Genomic DNA, 16,728 nt, shown 5'->3' with positions numbered 1-16,728 from the left:
TAAAACGTTGACGTTTTTGTTCGTTCAGTTTTCAAAGAACTATCTTTTCGCTCAGAAGCGACTTTATTAATTTAACACATTCACTTATTAAAAGTCAATAACTTTTTTTGAAAAACTTTTTTGGTTGTTTAAGTTATTTTCCTGAGGACGAGTTCTAATATAACATGATTGAAAAGTGTTTGCAATATAATTTTTTTATTTTTTTATTTGGTCACTCCTCATTACTATTTTCTAATTTAAAATTAATTATTTGTTCTTTTAAATTCCATCGTTTATAACATTGTCATTAAATGTTCTTCATATAGAAACAACAATTTAATATTATCCCTTCCTTTTTGGATCTCGATTCCTGTTTTAATATGCAATAAGCGTTTCTGAAATTGGCAAAACAAATTTTCTTCTTATACAATTTGAGGCAAACAGTCCTTTCATAAAATCGAAAAGAAATTAGGTGTGAATTATGTCTAATATTTTTATCAAAAGGATTTATGATCCTTATGAAGAAAACGATGGCTATCGGATCCTAGTCGATCGCCTGTGGCCACGCGGAATCTCCAAAGAAAAGGCGAAATTATATTGCTGGGCCAAAGATTTGGCGCCAAGCAATGAGCTGAGGAAAAAGTATGCTCATAATAAAGAGCACTTTGACGAATTTCGAGAAAGGTATTTGGAGGAACTACGAACTAGCGATTTAATAAAAAATGAAGTAAAACAAATAATCAAACTAAACCTTGATCATAATATTACGCTTTTATATGCTGCAAAAAATAATTTTTATAATAATGCCATTGTATTGAGAGATGAAATTCTCCTGAATAAAAACGCTGAAAATGATCAGACGATTAATGATAAATCAAAATGAAGTTGAAGTCCTTTCCGTTCACTATGAACCCGCCTTAGTGCGCGTTTTTACCTCGGGGTGTCTTTTTCGATCACTATGGACCCTTCATAAGTAGGCGTTTTTCCTTGGGGCTTCCTTTTTGAACTTGGATTCCTCCACATGTCCACAGGATTATTCACAAATAAAACAAACATTATGTTTATAATCACCACTTCCATCCACAGTTCGTGGGTGGATTAATCAACCATATCCACAAACTAATTGGTTTTGGATATAGTTATACACAACTACAATACCTTACTTTAGAAAGACTCGGCTATTCATATAAAATAAATCCCTTTCATATAATTTATTATCTCTATTATATGGAAAGGTGTGAATCATACTGGAAAATATCGCCCTATACTTATCCTTTTTCATGGCAATCTACCTTTTCTCTTATTCATATATAGAGGGCATAAAAATTGCCAATTCAGAAGGTAAAATCTATGGAGGAACATTTATTTTTTCAGTCACTAGCGGTTTTCTTTTTTCTGCATTGACTTATTTATTTGTTTAGACAAAAAAAATCCCCCCAAAAATTTTGGGGGTTAGTCTACTCATCTTCTTTTAATATTGCGGCAATAGCTCCGTCTACAAACTGCCCTTTTTTAAAAAACCTTTTCTTTAAGAGTCCTTCAAATTCAAAGCCGTTCTTCTCTAATACTTTCGCTGATGATATATTTCTTCGATCATAAATGGCCTCTATCCGATTTAATCCGATTTCTATCAATCCGTATTGAACGACAGCATTAATTACCTCTGTCATAATCCCTTTTCGCCAAAAATCAGGATGGAGTTCATATCCAACTTCTGCTTTCAAATGTTCCTCCTCAATTTCGTGGAAGCCACATGTGCCAATGAACTGTCCTGTTTCTTTCAAAACAATGGCCCAACGAATTTGTTCTCTATTTTCGTATTTGAACAATAAACTTTCAATTAAATCTTCGGCTTGTTTTTCAGATCTAAAAGTAGTGAGATCATAAAACTTAGTGACTTCATCCTTTGAAAAATACCTAAACATGGCTGGAGCATCATTCATTTGAAGCTTTCGTAATATAACTCTTTCCGTTTCCAATTTCGGAAAATTTGTAAAAGCTTTATTAAACCCCATTTTTTTCTCCTTAATTTCGTACATTTTCTTTCAGTGTACTTTTAAGAGACGTTTTTTTCTTTAATTCCTTTAAGTTAAATCCTCGTTCATCTAATAAAAATAATGAAACCCCAATAATAATAATGCAGCCTCCAATAATTTGAGACCAGCTAACAGATTCTTGTAATAGATAATACGCTAAAAGAGCCGCACCTACTGGTTCGAATAAAATGGCCATAGAAATAGTAGAGGTGCTCAGCCATTTTAAAGACCAGTTAAATATCGTATGACCCATTAGTGTTGGAAAAAGCGCGAGTAGGATAAAATAAACCCAATCACTTGTCGGGTATGGTAATAATGGTTCCTGTTTGATGATTACATAGAAAAACAATGTAATAGTACTAATGCTATATACAATAAAGGTATAGGTTACAAGCGACAGTCTTTTTCTAACGTCTTGACCAAATAATAGATTTGCTGTAATTAATGCACAAGCAATCAAGGCTAAAATATCGCCAAATAAAGCAGATCCGCTAATTTTAAAATCTCCCCAGCTGATTACTACACTCCCCAATACAGCAATAACACTGCTTATTATTGCTTTCAGAGAAAACTTTTCCTTAAAGAAAAAATATGTTCCTACAAAAGCAAATAATGGCTGAAGTGTTACTAATACTGTTGAGCTGGCAACTGACGTGTAATTTAATGATTCAAACCAAAGAATAAAATGAAAGGCCAGGAATACACCAGCGATTATAGAAAATAACCAATCCCGCCTTGTAATAAGACGAAGTTCTGGAACATACTTTATTAGAAAAATAGGCAACATAAATAAAACCGTAAATAGTAAGCGGTAAAAAGCGATAACCCCAGAAGGAGCCGATGAAACTTTTACAAGAATAGCAGAAGTAGAGACCGACAATACGCCGATAGCAAGGGCCACATAAGGATTTATTTTGATGTCTGACATAGATGCAACTCCTTAATTCAATAATATTCAGCACACCTTATCATACATCTAAAGTAATACTTTATCTATTATTTTAATATATTATTCATTAGAAAGTTTTAGGAAGTTATTTAATGGGTATATCATTTTTAACAAAAAATTGATGTTAAAAGAACTAAGTACATTCAGAAATGGAGCCGCACCAGCTTTTATCCCTTTTCATCAAAAATTAACTAGGAAGTAGGGATATTATGAGTGAATTAGAATTAGAAATATTAATGAAACTGGGAATATCTGCCGTTCTTGGGCTGGTTATCGGAATTGAGCGAGAATTAAAAAGAAAACCAGTCGGCCTTAAAACGAGTCTCGTTATTTCCATTGTGAGCTGCCTATTAACAATCGTATCCATTGAATCCGCCTACATATTTCCCGGAAAGGAAGGCGTTAATATTCAAATGGATCCACTGCGTCTGGCGGCCCAAATCGTATCTGGCATTGGGTTTCTAGGTGCGGGTGTTATTTTAAGAAGGGGAAACGATAGTATATCCGGTTTAACAACCGCGGCATTAATATGGGGAGCAGCCGGGATTGGAATTGCGGTAGGTGCAGGCTTCTATCTTGAGGCAATGGCAGGAGTCGCGCTGCTCATCATCAGTGTTGAAGTCATTCCTTTTTTTATGGCTCTTTTGGGACCTAGGCAATTAAGAGAAAAGGAAATCACCCTCCGGCTTAAGGTGATCGATAAAGAAAACATTGCCGATATCCTTTCAGCCATCAAAGAATTAAAAATTTCAATCAAACGTGTTCGTATTAAAGACCTAGAAGATGGAAAGCACCTTGTTCAGCTGATCGTTACAGTCGATAAAAAGAAGAGTATTACAGATGTTTATTACAGTGTCTCTCAACTAAGCGGAGTACGGAGTGTTGAGATTGAAAGTTTGCAGTAGACAAAATTACCTCTTGCCAAAAACCCCGATTGCAGATATAATTTTTCTTGTACCATTCAATCGGGGAATTAGCTCAGCTGGGAGAGCGCTACGCTGGCAGCGTAGAGGTCAGGGGTTCGAGCCCCCTATTCTCCATAACCGGAAACCCTTGTGCAGCAAGGGTTTTTCTTTTTTATCTTTTATCAACAACGGAAATTATATTATAAGTGTGCACAAAGTGTGCACCTTTAGTTAACTAAAGTTATTTATCATGTATAAAAAAATTCTTTTCAAAGCGCTGAGCTGCTTCTACTTGAAGATCTTCGTTAACATGTGAATACAAATCTAAAGTAATTGAAACCCTTGAATGTCCTAGCCTTTCTTGAACTACTTTTGGGTTTACTCCATCAATCATTAATTGTGTCGCATGTAGGTGTCGTAAATCATGAATTGTAATCTTGGGAAGACCTGCTTCAACAATTAGACGGTTAAAATCCCTCAATAGATTTCTTGGATCTTTAAAAGTGCCTTCCAATGAACAGAACACTATATCTTGGTGAATTATTACCTTCCCGTATTTTTCTTTTTGTCTATCTCTATGTAATTGTAATTTGTTGATTAAATATGATGTAATTGATACTTGCCGTTTAGATTTCGAAGTCTTTACATCTTTAAAAATAATCCTCTTTCTTTAGTTCTGGCTAATGACCTTACAAATATAGAAAGCTATAGACTAGACCGTTGGTGTAATTGTGGGAAAACCGTTGTAGTCCCTTGATAAATGGGGCTGATTGGGGTACTGGTGTCCCCCTCGGTCTTCAAAATCGCTTGTGACTTGCGTGCCAGGTTAGCTGGGTTCGATTCCCAGGCAGTCCCACCAAAAGTATTGTATCAACGTTTTTGAACGTTTGGAATAATTTGATTAGAAAGAACCGTTTTACCTATTGACTGTTTAGGGTACTATCAAATAGACTTGGAGCCTCTTTTGCTTTGTTGGGACCCTCAGCAAAGCGAAGGGGTTTTTTTATGGCAGTACAAAGTAAGAGAAAAGAAGAAAGTTGGTATCCAGCCGGTTATTCGTTGAAGAAGAGGGGGCAACCCCTTGGAGTGGAAAGTCGTTAAGATATTAAGTTTTCAACTTTTAAATTAATTTAATAAATAATTATATATATTTAGTATATTTGTATCTTTCTGTATATTCCTGTAGTCCATCTTTAAAATAAAGATTGTAATCAATTATTTTAAAGGAGGATAAAAGATGCCTATTCGTAAGCTCAGTTTTTTGTTCGTTGCTCTAGTCCTGCTGATTACCCAATTTCCACTAGGCTCAAATGCTCAAAATGGTAACGCTGATTGTAGTAATCTTACCGATCCATCTGTCAATGGTTGGGTTAACTACGAACAAATGGTAAAAAGGCTTCACCAAATTGAACAAACAAGTTTTGGACGTGTGGAATTGGATGTTATTGGGCAATCGCGCCTCGGCAAGGACATATATGCAGCCCGTGTTGGAACCGGCGATCGTGTCATGCTTGTTACCAGCGAAATTCATGGTAATGAGAAAACTGGTACTGAAGCTTTGTTGCAAATGTTAAAGGAGCTGGGATCCGGCAATAATCCCGAAATTCAGGCGATTCGGAACAACGTAACTATCGTTGCTGTGCCAAAGTTTAATCCAGATGGAGCAGAATTGAACCAACGTCAAAACGTTTTCCCATGGGAAGAAGTCGTAAACACTTTTCCACAGCTTAAAGATGCCAAGCAAGCTTGGTACTACACTGCATCTAGAGGCGGTTTCGATGTTAACCGCGATTTTAACCCTGACCTAAACTATGAACCTCGTGCCGAAGATATGACTAAAGATGGAAGCCAACCTGGATTTTTCTTAACGAACGAGTCCCGTGTTCTTCGTAACCTTTATGTTAATTTGAAAAAAGAATTTGGTGAAGTTGAGGCGTACGTTGATTTACATCACATGGGAGCATGTAACAAAAATGAGGGTAGTGATCAATATGTTACAGTTTCATTAGACTATCCGCCGCTTGGTCCTGAAAACAATTCTAAATATCAACAATATACACAACTCGACCAGGAGAAGTCCAGACGATACGCACTAGCGGCAGCGCTTGGCATGGAAGATCACGCTGGAAATGGTAATGCCGAAACTTCCCCATTCTGGGGTGGAGCCAGCCGCTATTTCCATCCATCTGATCGAGACTTGCCTGGTCAGGCCAGATCATCTTTTGCTCTCAACGGTACTGCAACAGTTCTGTTCGAAGTTCGTGGACAGCAGCATAACTGGGGCCAGAAACAGAAGGGAATGCTAACTAAAGCAGTAAAGAACGGGCTGTACGGTATCGCCAATGGCATGGCTGATGGATCGGTAGACAGGCTTAACGGTAATGATTTCTACAATTTACCAAAGTACTGGTAGGTCATTTTGATTCTGTGTCTCCATCAAAGCTCAGGACTGCTAAGCAATTAGACGGAAAATGGTATAAGGAAACACCTCCGAAAACTCGGAGGTGTTTCAAAAAACTTGACTTAGTAAAAAAAAATTAAAGAAGTCAAACAGAGGTATTCATTATCAATGCTCGGACATTAGCCGTTTTGCTTCAAAATATAGGGTTTGGATAAACTTTTTTGCATTTATGCGAACTAGAGTGTTTGAAAGTGCTTGCTCTTTTTTTAATTCAGCCATTCTATCCCTTACAGTCTTAAACTCAAATAGTTTAGGAGCATAATTTTCGAAGATTGGATTGGAGTAATCATCCAGTCCAAGTGATGATAGATGATTTAACGATTGATAAATTGTCCTTCTAACACGTTGTTTCGAAGCTTTCATTTCTCTCATTACTTCACTTTGGCTTACGGAGTTTCCAAGCTTTTTTTGAGCCAATTGTAAAAATATATCCTTTAGTCGCGGGAAACCATTCGTAAATGTCTCAGTCCGTTCGCATTGGAATAAATACTCTAATATATTTAATAGGTCTCGATATCCGCTTTCACCCATAATTCCTAAATCAGATAAAAGAATCTGACCAGAATCTATTATGGTTGGTACCAATGAAGCCGCTTGCTCATGTACAAAAATTTGATCCAGCGCAATTATATTACTCAATGATTGATGGATGTTTAATATAGACTTCTCCAAACGGATCCGTTCGCTCACTTTTTTTATTACAGATATAACTTCAATCTTGTTAATAGGTTTCGTTATGTAATACTCAATACCAAGGGAGTATCCTTTACTTACTAACTCTTTTGACTCTACCAGTGAAATCATAATAATTTTCCCTTTAAATTCAGGTTTAATATTGCGGATTGTTTGCAGCCCATCTCTTTTTGGCATTAAAAGATCAATAAGCAAAATATCTGTTTTCTTTAAGGTTAATAGATTTCCATCTATGAGTGTACCGTCCTCCGCTTCACCTGCGATAACCCCAAGATCTTCGTCTTCAATTATTTCCATTAACATGGATCGAATGACAATGTCATCATCTACTATGTAAAAGAACATAACATCACTCTTCCTTGACCAAATAATTAACTGGTAATTTTATAGTGAAGATCGTACCATCTACTTCTGGTTCACTTTTCAAAAGGATCTTGCCTTCAAGTTCCTCAACGATTCTTTGTACATATGACAGTCCTATCCCTGTTGATGAACTTCCATCTCTTTCAAATTTTGAAGTGAATCCAGGTTCAAAAATTAAATTCTTTCGTTTATTTGGGATGCCAGGACCGTTATCACTTATTTGAAAATGAACCCAATTATTATGTTTGGAAACAGAAATCTTCACAACTCCTAATTGTTTTATGGCTTCAATAGAGTTCATTACTAAGTTATTAAGGATCGATAGAATTTTAAAAATATGATAATCCGGATGAGCCCCGATAATCACTTGTTTAAACTCAATCTCTTTTCCTAAGGAAAGTGCATAATTTTTATTAGCTCGTATAATAAGATCAAGGAGTTCATATATGGTCATGTATTCGCTAAAGCTTTCATCCGATATTAATTTGGAAAGTCCAGCATAAATTCGCTGGTTATCCTTTTTTATTTCGTGTATCTCTCCGACAATTTTTAATGTTTTGGCGGCCAGACATTGAATTGGCAGTGACTCCTTTTGCTCTTCAAACTCCATTAGTTTTTGATATAAAAAATAGGAATCCTGTGTTATTTTTTCACTGTTTTTTAATGTTTTCTTTAAGTGGATTGTTTCTTCATATAAGCTTGAGATAATCATGAGAAGATGAGCATTTTGTTGGCGTGTTTGCTTAACTGTCAGTTTGGTGTTATATAATTTCAGGAGATTGAAAAATCCTATCGTAAAATAGCTGCGAAAAATGGCAATCACGATTATTTTATATATACCGGAAAGAGAAGTATAAGCGTCGAATGCAATGTATTGAAAAGTGATTTCCGCAATGCTTGATGATATTTCAATGATAATACCCAAAATCCCCATTAGCACTGGACGATGATGTAAGCGATTCATTTTTATGGCATAGAAAAGACAGGCAAAAGTTAGATAATAAAAAAAAGTGGGATAATGAGCAATAAAAGAGTCCGTAAACACCTTACCGTAAATAATCAGGTCTAATAGGATTCGAAATAATACAACCATGATTCCTACTATGAAACCAGAGAGAACAGACGGTATTTTTCGTAGAAGTAATAAAGAAAAGAAAAATGTCGGTGTACCAAAACTAATCCGAAACGAATCATTGAAAGGATAAAAAAATAATTGACCCGCCAAAGGAACCAATATCAACATCAAAATAAAAATATAAGGATCTCTTTTGTTGAGTAAAAAATTCAAACCATCCACATCCTGAACTTTATAAAAGTAATTATATATATCGATGTGAATTAAAGCTAGAATTTACAGAAAAAACAGTCTATTCCGACTAGTTTGTATTGCGTTAGTCTTTAATGAAGTGGGAGGAAGGTCATACGATGCCAAGATTATTAAATGGTTATGAATAGGATCCTGACAAGCTACTACACGCGTTTAGTTTTGGAACTTTTAAATAGAAATTATCATGATTTTGCACTCCCAACCCATGCATGAAAACAGTTCTTCTCGGACCATAATTGTAGTGACGCAAACAGTTTGTTAGACATGGCTTTTTAATGTGGCTCGCCCCTGGAATAGAAACTGTTTGAGTAAGTTTGGTGTTCAACCCTTTGTTATAATATTGAAACTTTATTAACACAACGCTAGTGGAGACATAAGTTTTAAAAAATATTAGTTATAAATGCTCCTTAAAGTTGGGTGATTAATCGTTCAGGTTTTTACGTTATTTAAATTAAGGAGAATTTGAAAAAGAGAATACAAGCTTATGACCTGTCGTACTGGAGCTTGTTAACATTAAACACCAATATTATAAACACAATTTGTATATGTAGTAATGGAAATCCTCGTTTTGCCTTCTATATTATAGATGAGCTAGAGAGTAACGGAGTGTTTAGCAAAAGAGCATCCAAACACAAAAGGTCATTAATAGCATCAGAGTAGTACTTGAAACGAAGTGGAAAGAGTTTAACACATGAAAAACCGTTTAGTAAAATATACTAGCATCAAAAACCCGCTATTTACTCTTGTGATAATAATGACAAGTCTAAATTCTGCATATAGAACCTTGAGTTAATTGCCTAATATGAAATTAGTTTAGAAACGTAATTAGATTAAAACCTAATTACATTACTGGTTAGTATTTTGTTTATCTCTTAAGTATAAAATTTATATAATATAAAAATTGGCTGTCATCGAGGATCACAGTGTCATCAAGTTTTATTAAGTGTTATCGTCCAGTTCAGAATAGAAGTGTTCCTACCCACATATTGGCGATGTAGGGTAGATGACTATTTTATTTAATGAAATACCTATAGCAATCATGGAAATTACCTTCAAAATCATTTCTTCAGAATTACCCTCACCGCCCTTTTCTACCAATTGATTGGGGGACTGCTTCCAAATTTCGCAATAAAAAAATATAGGATCAAAATGCCTCATTCCTCCTTCACACAATTATGCAGAGTTAATTAAAAGTGAGCTAATTAAAATAAATAGTTTATTATATATTGAAGAATAAAATTAAGCCTAATTTTCATCTGAAATTAGGCTTAATTTTAACTATCACGTTAGTGGGACAAGAAAAAGAGCTGCTTTTCTTTGTTAATCTCAATCAACCCAATAGTTTAAGTCCATTTATTAGCAATTTTCTTAAATAAGAATTTAAATATTTGGTACTTGTACAAAAACTTTATTGAAAGTGTGCACAGACTTATTTTTTTTAATTATTTTTAATTAGTCTAGATTACATTTATGTATCTAAAAAACCTTGATCTATTAGACTTGATTATTTTTATTTGAACTTATTTTACTAAATTGCTCAATAGGTTTTCCTCTAGCAGCGTAGAGGTCAGGGGTTCTAGCCCCCTATTCTCCATCCGAAAAAAACGTTGAAATAAAGCCACTTCTGATAAACTCAGAAGTGGTTTTTATTATTCAATCAAAGAGAGAAGTAACTACAGAAGGTTATTAAACATAAACCTTCTCTTTCGGATAACTTAGTAAAAAAGCCTCTATTTGGAGGGACGGGGATTCCTTGTCCCAAAATAACTAAATAGAAGAGGCTAAAATAACTTTAGATGTTATTTAACTCCTCCTATTAATAGAAATACATAACAACGTATTTTACACTTCCGTTAGTTCGCTTAAGCTGAACCTAAATACGTTTTTACCAGGCTATCATCCCTTAGTAAATCTCGTGATTCTCCGTGTAACTTCACCTCACCTGCTTGTAAAACATATGCACGGTCAGATATAGCTAAAGCAGCCATGGCTAATTGCTCGACAACCACAACCGTCTTGCCAGATTTCTTCAACTCTAACAGAGTGTCGAATATCTGTTTTACAAATATAGGTGATAAACCCATGGATGGCTCATCAAGAATAACAAAATCAGGATCAGACATTAGCGCTCTGGATACAGCTAGCATCTGTTGCTCTCCACCACTCAATGTACCAGCGTGCTGCCTTCTTCTCTCCTTTAATCTTGGAAATCTTTTGTATTCTCTTTCGATAAGCTCTTGAATTTTTTGTTTCTCTTTTTTAATCGTAAATGCACCAAGAATTAGATTATCCTCTACCGACTGATCACCAAAAACCTGACGACCTTGAGGGACATGGGATATACCATACCCTAAAATTTTATGAGCAGGCGTACCTGTAATCACATTATCCTTATATAGGATAGTACCCTCCTTTGCCTTCATCAACCCCGTAATTGCTTTTAAGAGTGTAGTTTTCCCAGCCCCATTGGGACCAATAACAGCAACGATCTCACCTTCATTTACTTCCATTGACACATTGTGTAATGCGGATGCATGACCATAATTAACCGACAGATTTTGTACCTGCAACAAGCTGGTTCACCTCTTCTCCCCCAAGATATGCATCAATTACCCTTGGATCGTTTTGAATAGTTTCAGGATTTCCCTCACAAATTTTCATACCGAAATCTAACACTGTAATATAATCACAAATATTCATGACAATATCCATATGATGCTCAACCAAAATAATAGACAATCCTGCCTTCTTCAGACGTTGGATCACATCCATGATTTTTACAATCTCTTTTGGACTAGCCCCTGCTGCCGGTTCATCTAGAATAAGTAATGCAGGTTTTAAAGCTAACCCCCTTGCTATTTCAACCAATCGCTGTTCTCCATATGGTAAGTCAGACGCTTTTTCATGGGCTCTTTTTTCTAAGCCAACAATTCGTAGTAGATCATAGGCTTTTTGTGCATAGTATTTCTCTTCATCAGATACCTGACCTAGATATAATAGGTTTTTCAGGAATCCTGTTTTGAAGTGACGATGAAAACCAACCATGACGTTTTGTAAAACGCTCATGTCTTCAAACAACTGCAGGTTTTGGAATGTTCTTGTAATTCCTTCTTGTGCTATACTATGAGGAGCATATCTTGTAATGTTCTTTCCTTTCCAAAGAATGTTTCCACCAGTCGGCATATAGACTCCACTTAGGACGTTAACTGTAGTGCTTTTACCTGAACCGTTTGGGCCAATAATTCCGTGAACAGTTCCACCTAAAACCTCTATTTCAACTTCGTCAATAGCTTTTAATCCACCAAAATACATAGAAATATTTTTAAGCTCTAAAACCTTACCATTAATCCCTTCAGGTAAATCTATTGTTGCCTTCCGACCATCATGTAAAATTCCTAATTCAGTATTGGCTTTTTTACTAGAAAACTTTTTAAAGTAAGAAAGATTGGTGAAGGCACCCACGATACCATCGGGTAAAAGGATAAGTGCGAGTAATAATATTCCACCAAAGATCATTAAGTGATAATCTACAAAGTTATGAAGGAATTGCGGTAACCCAACGATAACCGCTGTACCTATAATAGGACCTATCTTTGTTCCTGACCCTCCGATAATAACCGCAATAAGGAACATAATGGATAGATTCAATTCAAAAGTTGTACTACTTATAAACTGATTTTGGAAAGCGAACAGCCCCCCGCCTACACCTGCTAAAAAAGCAGAAACAGCAAAGGCTAATATTTTCCAATTCCGAACATTAATCCCTAGTACCTCTGAAGCAACTTCACTATTTCCAAAAGCAGTAAAGGTCCTTCCAAAACGACCTCTAAAGATATTCGTTGCGAATGCTGTAAATATGATAGCTAAAAGACCAATAAACCACATATATTGAATTGGATCAAGCTCAAGACCGAAAAAGGATGGTACCGAAGTTTTGGTTCCTGCAGGACCGCCCGTGACATCTACCCAGCGGTTGGCAATAATACTAATCAATTCTCCAAATGCAATTGTTACCATTGCCAGATAAGGACCTTTCGCTCGTAAGGATAAAAGAGCTACAATTGCTCCAAATACAGCAGTTATTAAGGCTGAGATCACAATACTTACGAAGAAATTCAATCCTACTTTCATCGTAAGTATTGCAGATAAATATGCTCCTATCGCATAAAATCCTACATGCCCCAAGGAAAGCTGATTGGAGAGTCCCACAAGTAGATTTAACCCTACGATGACAATGTAAGTAATTAAAAATGTCTGGGCTACATGAATAGTATGAGCATTGTTAAAAAACCAGGGAAATGCATATAAGAGGACGAGCGGGATCACAATTTGATAAATCCACCATTTTGCTTTTATCATACTAGAATTTCTCCTTTACTCGTTTTCCAAATAACCCCTGAGGAAGGACTGCTAAAATGACAAGAATTAAGAAGAACGCAGCAGCTTCTTTCATGGATGTACTAAATAAAGTAAAGAGGTTTTCTAATACACCTAGTAAAAGTCCTCCGATAAAAATGCCTCGTGGATTCTCGATACCACCAATAATTGCAACTGCAAATGCTTTTAATCCCAGGAAAAGACCAATAAATGCACCTGGATGTACCATAGGCCCGACTAAAACTCCACCTACTCCAGCTAGAATCCCTGCAATGATAAAAGCAATGGAAGCCATTAATCGTGGATTAATTCCCATTAATGAAGCAGCGTCTCTATTAAAGGCAACCGCTTCAAGCGCCTTTCCAAATAATGATTTCTTTAAGAAGACGTATAATAGAAACATAATAACTGCAGCACTAACGAGTACAAATATGTCGTGATAGCGGATTTTCAATATACCTAAATCTAAAATAGCGCGTCCAAATGGAGATGGGGCCATTAGAACATCCCTTCCCCAGATAAGCATAGCTATGTTTCTCACAATCATAGCAACGGCCACAGTACTTAAAATCCAACCAATGGAATGCCAACTTTTTAACGGACGGATAGCGACTTGTTGCAATGCCCAACCCGATATACCCAGTATGACGATAACCAATAGTAATGATGCTATAAAGGCAATCCAAACACCCCCACCCGAAGCAGTTATTGTCATAAAGGTAGATAATCCTATTAGTGAACCAAGCATGACGAAGTCACCTTGACCAAAGTTCATAGTTTTAGTCGTAATAAAGGTAATATAGTAGCCTTGGGCAATTATCGCATAAACACTTCCATACACTAACCCATTAATAATGGCTTTTAATATATCTGTTAATTCCAAAGCAAACGCCCCCTTGTGATACTACTAATAACAAGCAATGGTGAAAAGGGAAATCCACATATGGACTTACCCTTTACACCAGTTAAAAGATTTATATGATGACTCTATTTATCTGCTGCGACAATTTGTAAATCGTCGTTATATGTGGCAATGAATACTTCGTCAATACCAAATGCTTCATGGTTATCCTTAGTGAAAGGTACTGATTTAATTGCTGTTACACCTTCAAAGTCCGTGAAGGATTCGATTTGATCACGAATTTTTTCACTATCTAAACCAACCTTTTTTATAGCATCTAAGATAAGTTTTGCACTGTCATATCCTTGTGCCGTAGCAATAGGGAATACGTCTTCACCATACGTATCCATTACTCTTGCATGGAATTTTTTTGCTGCTTCATTTTGATCAATCGTATATGACTGTACAAAGAATAGATCACCCTTCACAAGATCTCCAACTAGATTTAAAACAGTTGGGTCACCTGTAGCCCAAGTCGCGTAAATAGGGGCATTCAACCCTTCATTAAAACGAGCTTCAAGCAACTTTGCTGACTGTGGTGCAAGCCCGTAGAAGATAACTGCTTCCACCCCTGCATTATTCATTTCACGAATAGAAGGCTCTAGATTTAATTCCTTTGGATCAAAGGCTGAAATAACAGTTGGTTCCAAATTGTAGGTTTCCTTCATTTGCTTAACAATATCTTCTCTTCCACCTTGCCCGTACCCTTCCGTATCATGGATGACACCAAGTTTCGTAAGGCCTTGTTTATCGATAAGCTCTTTTAAAATAGCGGACACTTGAACCCCATCAAGAGGAGACACGCGGAAAATATAGTTTTTATCAGCATCTTTATACTCTTGTGTGATTTTTGTCCCTGTAGCTACTGGTACAACTTCAGGAATTTTTGCCTCTTGAGTAAATTGAATGTGAGCCATGGCATTCCCAGAGTTAGCAGGTCCAACTAAGGCTACAATTTTATCTTGGCTAATTAATTTTTGAACAATCTCGACAGACTTTTCTGGTTTAGCTTCATCATCATATAGGACTACATTTGCTTTTTTTCCTTCAAAGCCGCCAGCATCGTTAAAATCTTTAACAGCTAGGTCCACACCCCTTTTTACTCCTTCACCAAATAAAGCTGTTCCACCCGACATAGAAATAGCTAAACCTATGTTAAAGGTTTCCTCACCTGAAGAAGAAGCACCAGAATCACTACTAGCTGCGGAATTTGTTTTTGTTTCTTCTACCTTTGGACTACATCCTGTCAAAACTGTAAATAATACCATAAAAGCCACTAGAAAGATTGCACTTGATTTTTTCAAAATAATTCCCTCCCCTTTTAATAAACCTAAAGTTAACTCATTTATAAAACCGGCGTAATGAAAGAATAATAGCGTTTACTAATATTTTTTCTTATTGGACTGTGTAGCCACCATCAATAACAATCGCCTGTCCTGTAATACCTTTGGCTTTTTCACTTGCTAAGAAAACGACGTAATCAGAGATTTCTTTGACATGTAATAAGCGCTTCTGTGGTACAAGCGGATAAATTACTTCTTCAAGTACATTTTCTAACTCTACATTTCTTGTCTTTGCTAAGTCAGTTAATTGATTTCGCACAAGCGGAGTGTCTACATAACCAGGACAAATGGCGTTAACGGTGATTCCGTATTCTGCCCCTTCTAATGCTGCAACCTTCGTCAAACCGTTCACTCCATGCTTCGCACTATTGTAAGCAGCCTTCCCTGCAAAACCAACTAAACCATTAATAGAGGACATATTTATCACTCGACCAAATCCTTGTTTTTTCATGACAGGAAAAACATGCTTTGTAGCAATAAATGGACCTGTTAGCATCACCTTAAGAAGTAATTCAAAGCGATCAGCAGGAAAATCCTCAATGGCAGATATGTGCTGTAACCCTGCATTGTTTATTAGAATATCAATACCTCCATATGTATTAATGGTATGATTTAATGCAGATATGATTTCTTGCTCTTTGGTTACATCACATCCAATCCCCATGACTTCTAATCCATCATTCTTCATGGACCCGGCAGTTTCTTTTACTGCTTCTTCATTCAGATCACTGATCACTACTCTTGCACCTTCTTCAGCAAATGCTTGGGCTAAATCTAGACCTATTCCACTAGCCGCACCCGTTATGAAAACAACTTTATTTTCAAGTGATTTTTCCTTATTTTGATTCAAAACAACAATCCCCCCATTGGAATGCTAAACAATAAATTTAATTGTGCTGGAATGATTAATTCCAGTCTTGTACATGCTTGAATATCTGCAACTGTGTAACCTTCAACTACCTCAATAAATGTTAATCCTTCAGGGGTTCAGCTAAGCTACCTTGAGGTGCAAGTTCTACTTCTAGCCCACAAGACATTAAGTGACGTTCAACCTTCTAATTCTTGCCGACATAGGAGGAAATCATTTGTTGATTTGTCTATTTTTCAATAGATTTATTAATCCCCAATCGTCAACCTCACAATTATTAGAAATAATCGTAAGACCTTTAACCCCCTTTCGATATAACCCTAAGATTCAGTTTTCAGGTATACCTACTAGTCCAGATCCCCCAACGAGTAATGTATCACCGTCATTAATCAATGGAAGAATAACCTTCATATCACTTTTCTCCTTCCTTTTATTACTTTTTCAACCTATTTATTTTTAAAGCAAAATTCGTGCCAACTTTTCTGGAGGATCTCTGAACACCTTGAAATGTCCCATTTCTTTATTT

13 protein-coding genes, 2 tRNA genes and 1 pseudogene are annotated in these 16,728 nt (G+C 36.1%); 5 read left to right on the top strand and 11 right to left on the bottom strand.

Annotation, left to right across the window (positions count from 1 at the left end):
• Positions 1-460 precede the first annotated feature (460 nt).
• A complete protein-coding gene (locus tag V7122_RS11265; protein ID WP_335526782.1) occupies positions 461-862 on the top strand; it encodes a DUF488 domain-containing protein in 402 nt (133 codons plus the stop codon).
• A gap of 574 nt (positions 863-1,436) precedes the next feature.
• Here the strand turns inward: V7122_RS11265 and V7122_RS11260 are convergent.
• A complete protein-coding gene (locus V7122_RS11260) occupies positions 1,437-1,994 on the bottom strand; it encodes a GNAT family N-acetyltransferase (RefSeq protein ID WP_335526780.1) in 558 nt (185 codons plus the stop codon).
• 10 nt (positions 1,995-2,004) lie between these two features.
• The gene (locus V7122_RS11255; protein ID WP_335526779.1) at positions 2,005-2,943 is read right to left on the bottom strand and encodes a DMT family transporter; all 939 of its coding nucleotides are present in this window, start codon (positions 2,941-2,943) and stop codon (positions 2,005-2,007) included.
• Between the two features lie 230 nt (positions 2,944-3,173).
• Between V7122_RS11255 and V7122_RS11250 the strand changes: the two genes are divergently transcribed.
• Together V7122_RS11250 and V7122_RS11245 are read left to right on the top strand one after the other, a co-directional pair.
• Positions 3,174-3,869 (top strand): MgtC/SapB family protein, encoded by a 696-nt coding sequence (locus V7122_RS11250; RefSeq protein ID WP_335526777.1) that lies wholly within the window; start codon positions 3,174-3,176, stop codon positions 3,867-3,869.
• Positions 3,870-3,931: 62 nt separating this feature from the next.
• Positions 3,932-4,004, top strand: a tRNA-Ala gene (locus V7122_RS11245).
• A gap of 106 nt (positions 4,005-4,110) precedes the next feature.
• Here V7122_RS11245 and V7122_RS11240 read toward each other — a convergent pair.
• On the bottom strand, positions 4,111-4,527 hold the full coding sequence (locus V7122_RS11240; protein ID WP_335526785.1) for a tyrosine-type recombinase/integrase: 417 nt from the start codon (positions 4,525-4,527) through the stop codon (positions 4,111-4,113).
• A 104-nt stretch (positions 4,528-4,631) separates the two neighbouring features.
• On the opposite strand from V7122_RS11240, the gene V7122_RS11235 reads away from it, so the two are divergent.
• A tRNA-Sec gene (locus V7122_RS11235) sits at positions 4,632-4,728 on the top strand.
• 378 nt (positions 4,729-5,106) lie between these two features.
• Complete coding sequence (locus tag V7122_RS11230; protein WP_335484644.1) at positions 5,107-6,282, top strand: M14 family zinc carboxypeptidase; 1,176 nt, start codon at positions 5,107-5,109, stop codon at positions 6,280-6,282.
• Positions 6,283-6,435: 153 nt separating this feature from the next.
• Here V7122_RS11230 and V7122_RS11225 read toward each other — a convergent pair whose 3' ends face one another.
• From V7122_RS11225 to V7122_RS11190, 8 genes and pseudogenes are all read right to left on the bottom strand, one after another.
• The gene (locus tag V7122_RS11225; RefSeq protein ID WP_335484642.1) at positions 6,436-7,368 is read right to left on the bottom strand and encodes a response regulator; all 933 of its coding nucleotides are present in this window, start codon (positions 7,366-7,368) and stop codon (positions 6,436-6,438) included.
• Positions 7,369-7,372: 4 nt separating this feature from the next.
• On the bottom strand, positions 7,373-8,479 hold the full coding sequence (locus V7122_RS11220) for an ATP-binding protein (RefSeq protein ID WP_335526776.1): 1,107 nt from the start codon (positions 8,477-8,479) through the stop codon (positions 7,373-7,375).
• Positions 8,480-10,575: 2,096 nt separating this feature from the next.
• The gene (locus V7122_RS11215; RefSeq protein ID WP_335484638.1) at positions 10,576-11,286 is read right to left on the bottom strand and encodes an ABC transporter ATP-binding protein; all 711 of its coding nucleotides are present in this window, start codon (positions 11,284-11,286) and stop codon (positions 10,576-10,578) included.
• Positions 11,258-13,072 carry a branched-chain amino acid ABC transporter ATP-binding protein/permease gene (locus V7122_RS11210; RefSeq protein ID WP_335526773.1) on the bottom strand — a complete coding sequence of 605 codons (1,815 nt, stop codon included), beginning with the start codon at positions 13,070-13,072 and terminating at the stop codon, positions 11,258-11,260. The genes V7122_RS11215 and V7122_RS11210 overlap by 29 nt, the downstream gene beginning before the upstream one ends.
• 1 nt (position 13,073) lies before the next feature.
• Complete coding sequence (locus V7122_RS11205; protein ID WP_335354738.1) at positions 13,074-13,973, bottom strand: branched-chain amino acid ABC transporter permease; 900 nt, start codon at positions 13,971-13,973, stop codon at positions 13,074-13,076.
• Positions 13,974-14,077: 104 nt separating this feature from the next.
• Positions 14,078-15,295, bottom strand: a complete 1,218-nt coding sequence (locus V7122_RS11200) for an ABC transporter substrate-binding protein (RefSeq protein ID WP_335526771.1) — start codon at positions 15,293-15,295, stop codon at positions 14,078-14,080.
• Positions 15,296-15,386: 91 nt separating this feature from the next.
• Complete coding sequence (locus V7122_RS11195) at positions 15,387-16,184, bottom strand: 3-hydroxybutyrate dehydrogenase (RefSeq protein WP_335526770.1); 798 nt, start codon at positions 16,182-16,184, stop codon at positions 15,387-15,389.
• Positions 16,185-16,311: 127 nt separating this feature from the next.
• Positions 16,312-16,613, bottom strand: a pseudogene (locus V7122_RS11190) (CoA-transferase); the annotation flags it as partial.
• Between the last annotated feature and the right edge of the window lie 115 nt (positions 16,614-16,728).

Source organism: Bacillus sp. JJ1532 (assembly GCF_036965085.1).
Lineage (GTDB): Bacteria > Bacillota > Bacilli > Bacillales > Cytobacillaceae > Cytobacillus.
Note: the sequence above shows the minus strand (reverse complement) of the source record. Positions and strands in the feature narration are given on the sequence as shown.

Coding starts and splice junctions, on each gene's coding strand:
- V7122_RS11265 (WP_335526782.1), top strand. CDS start 461: ATGTCTAATATTTTTATCAAAAGGATTTATGATCCTTATGAAGAAAAC.
- V7122_RS11260 (WP_335526780.1), bottom strand. CDS start 1,994: ATGGGGTTTAATAAAGCTTTTACAAATTTTCCGAAATTGGAAACGGAA.
- V7122_RS11255 (WP_335526779.1), bottom strand. CDS start 2,943: ATGTCAGACATCAAAATAAATCCTTATGTGGCCCTTGCTATCGGCGTA.
- V7122_RS11250 (WP_335526777.1), top strand. CDS start 3,174: ATGAGTGAATTAGAATTAGAAATATTAATGAAACTGGGAATATCTGCC.
- V7122_RS11230 (WP_335484644.1), top strand. CDS start 5,107: ATGCCTATTCGTAAGCTCAGTTTTTTGTTCGTTGCTCTAGTCCTGCTG.
- V7122_RS11225 (WP_335484642.1), bottom strand. CDS start 7,368: ATGTTCTTTTACATAGTAGATGATGACATTGTCATTCGATCCATGTTA.
- V7122_RS11220 (WP_335526776.1), bottom strand. CDS start 8,479: ATGGTTGTATTATTTCGAATCCTATTAGACCTGATTATTTACGGTAAG.
- V7122_RS11210 (WP_335526773.1), bottom strand. CDS start 13,072: ATGATAAAAGCAAAATGGTGGATTTATCAAATTGTGATCCCGCTCGTC.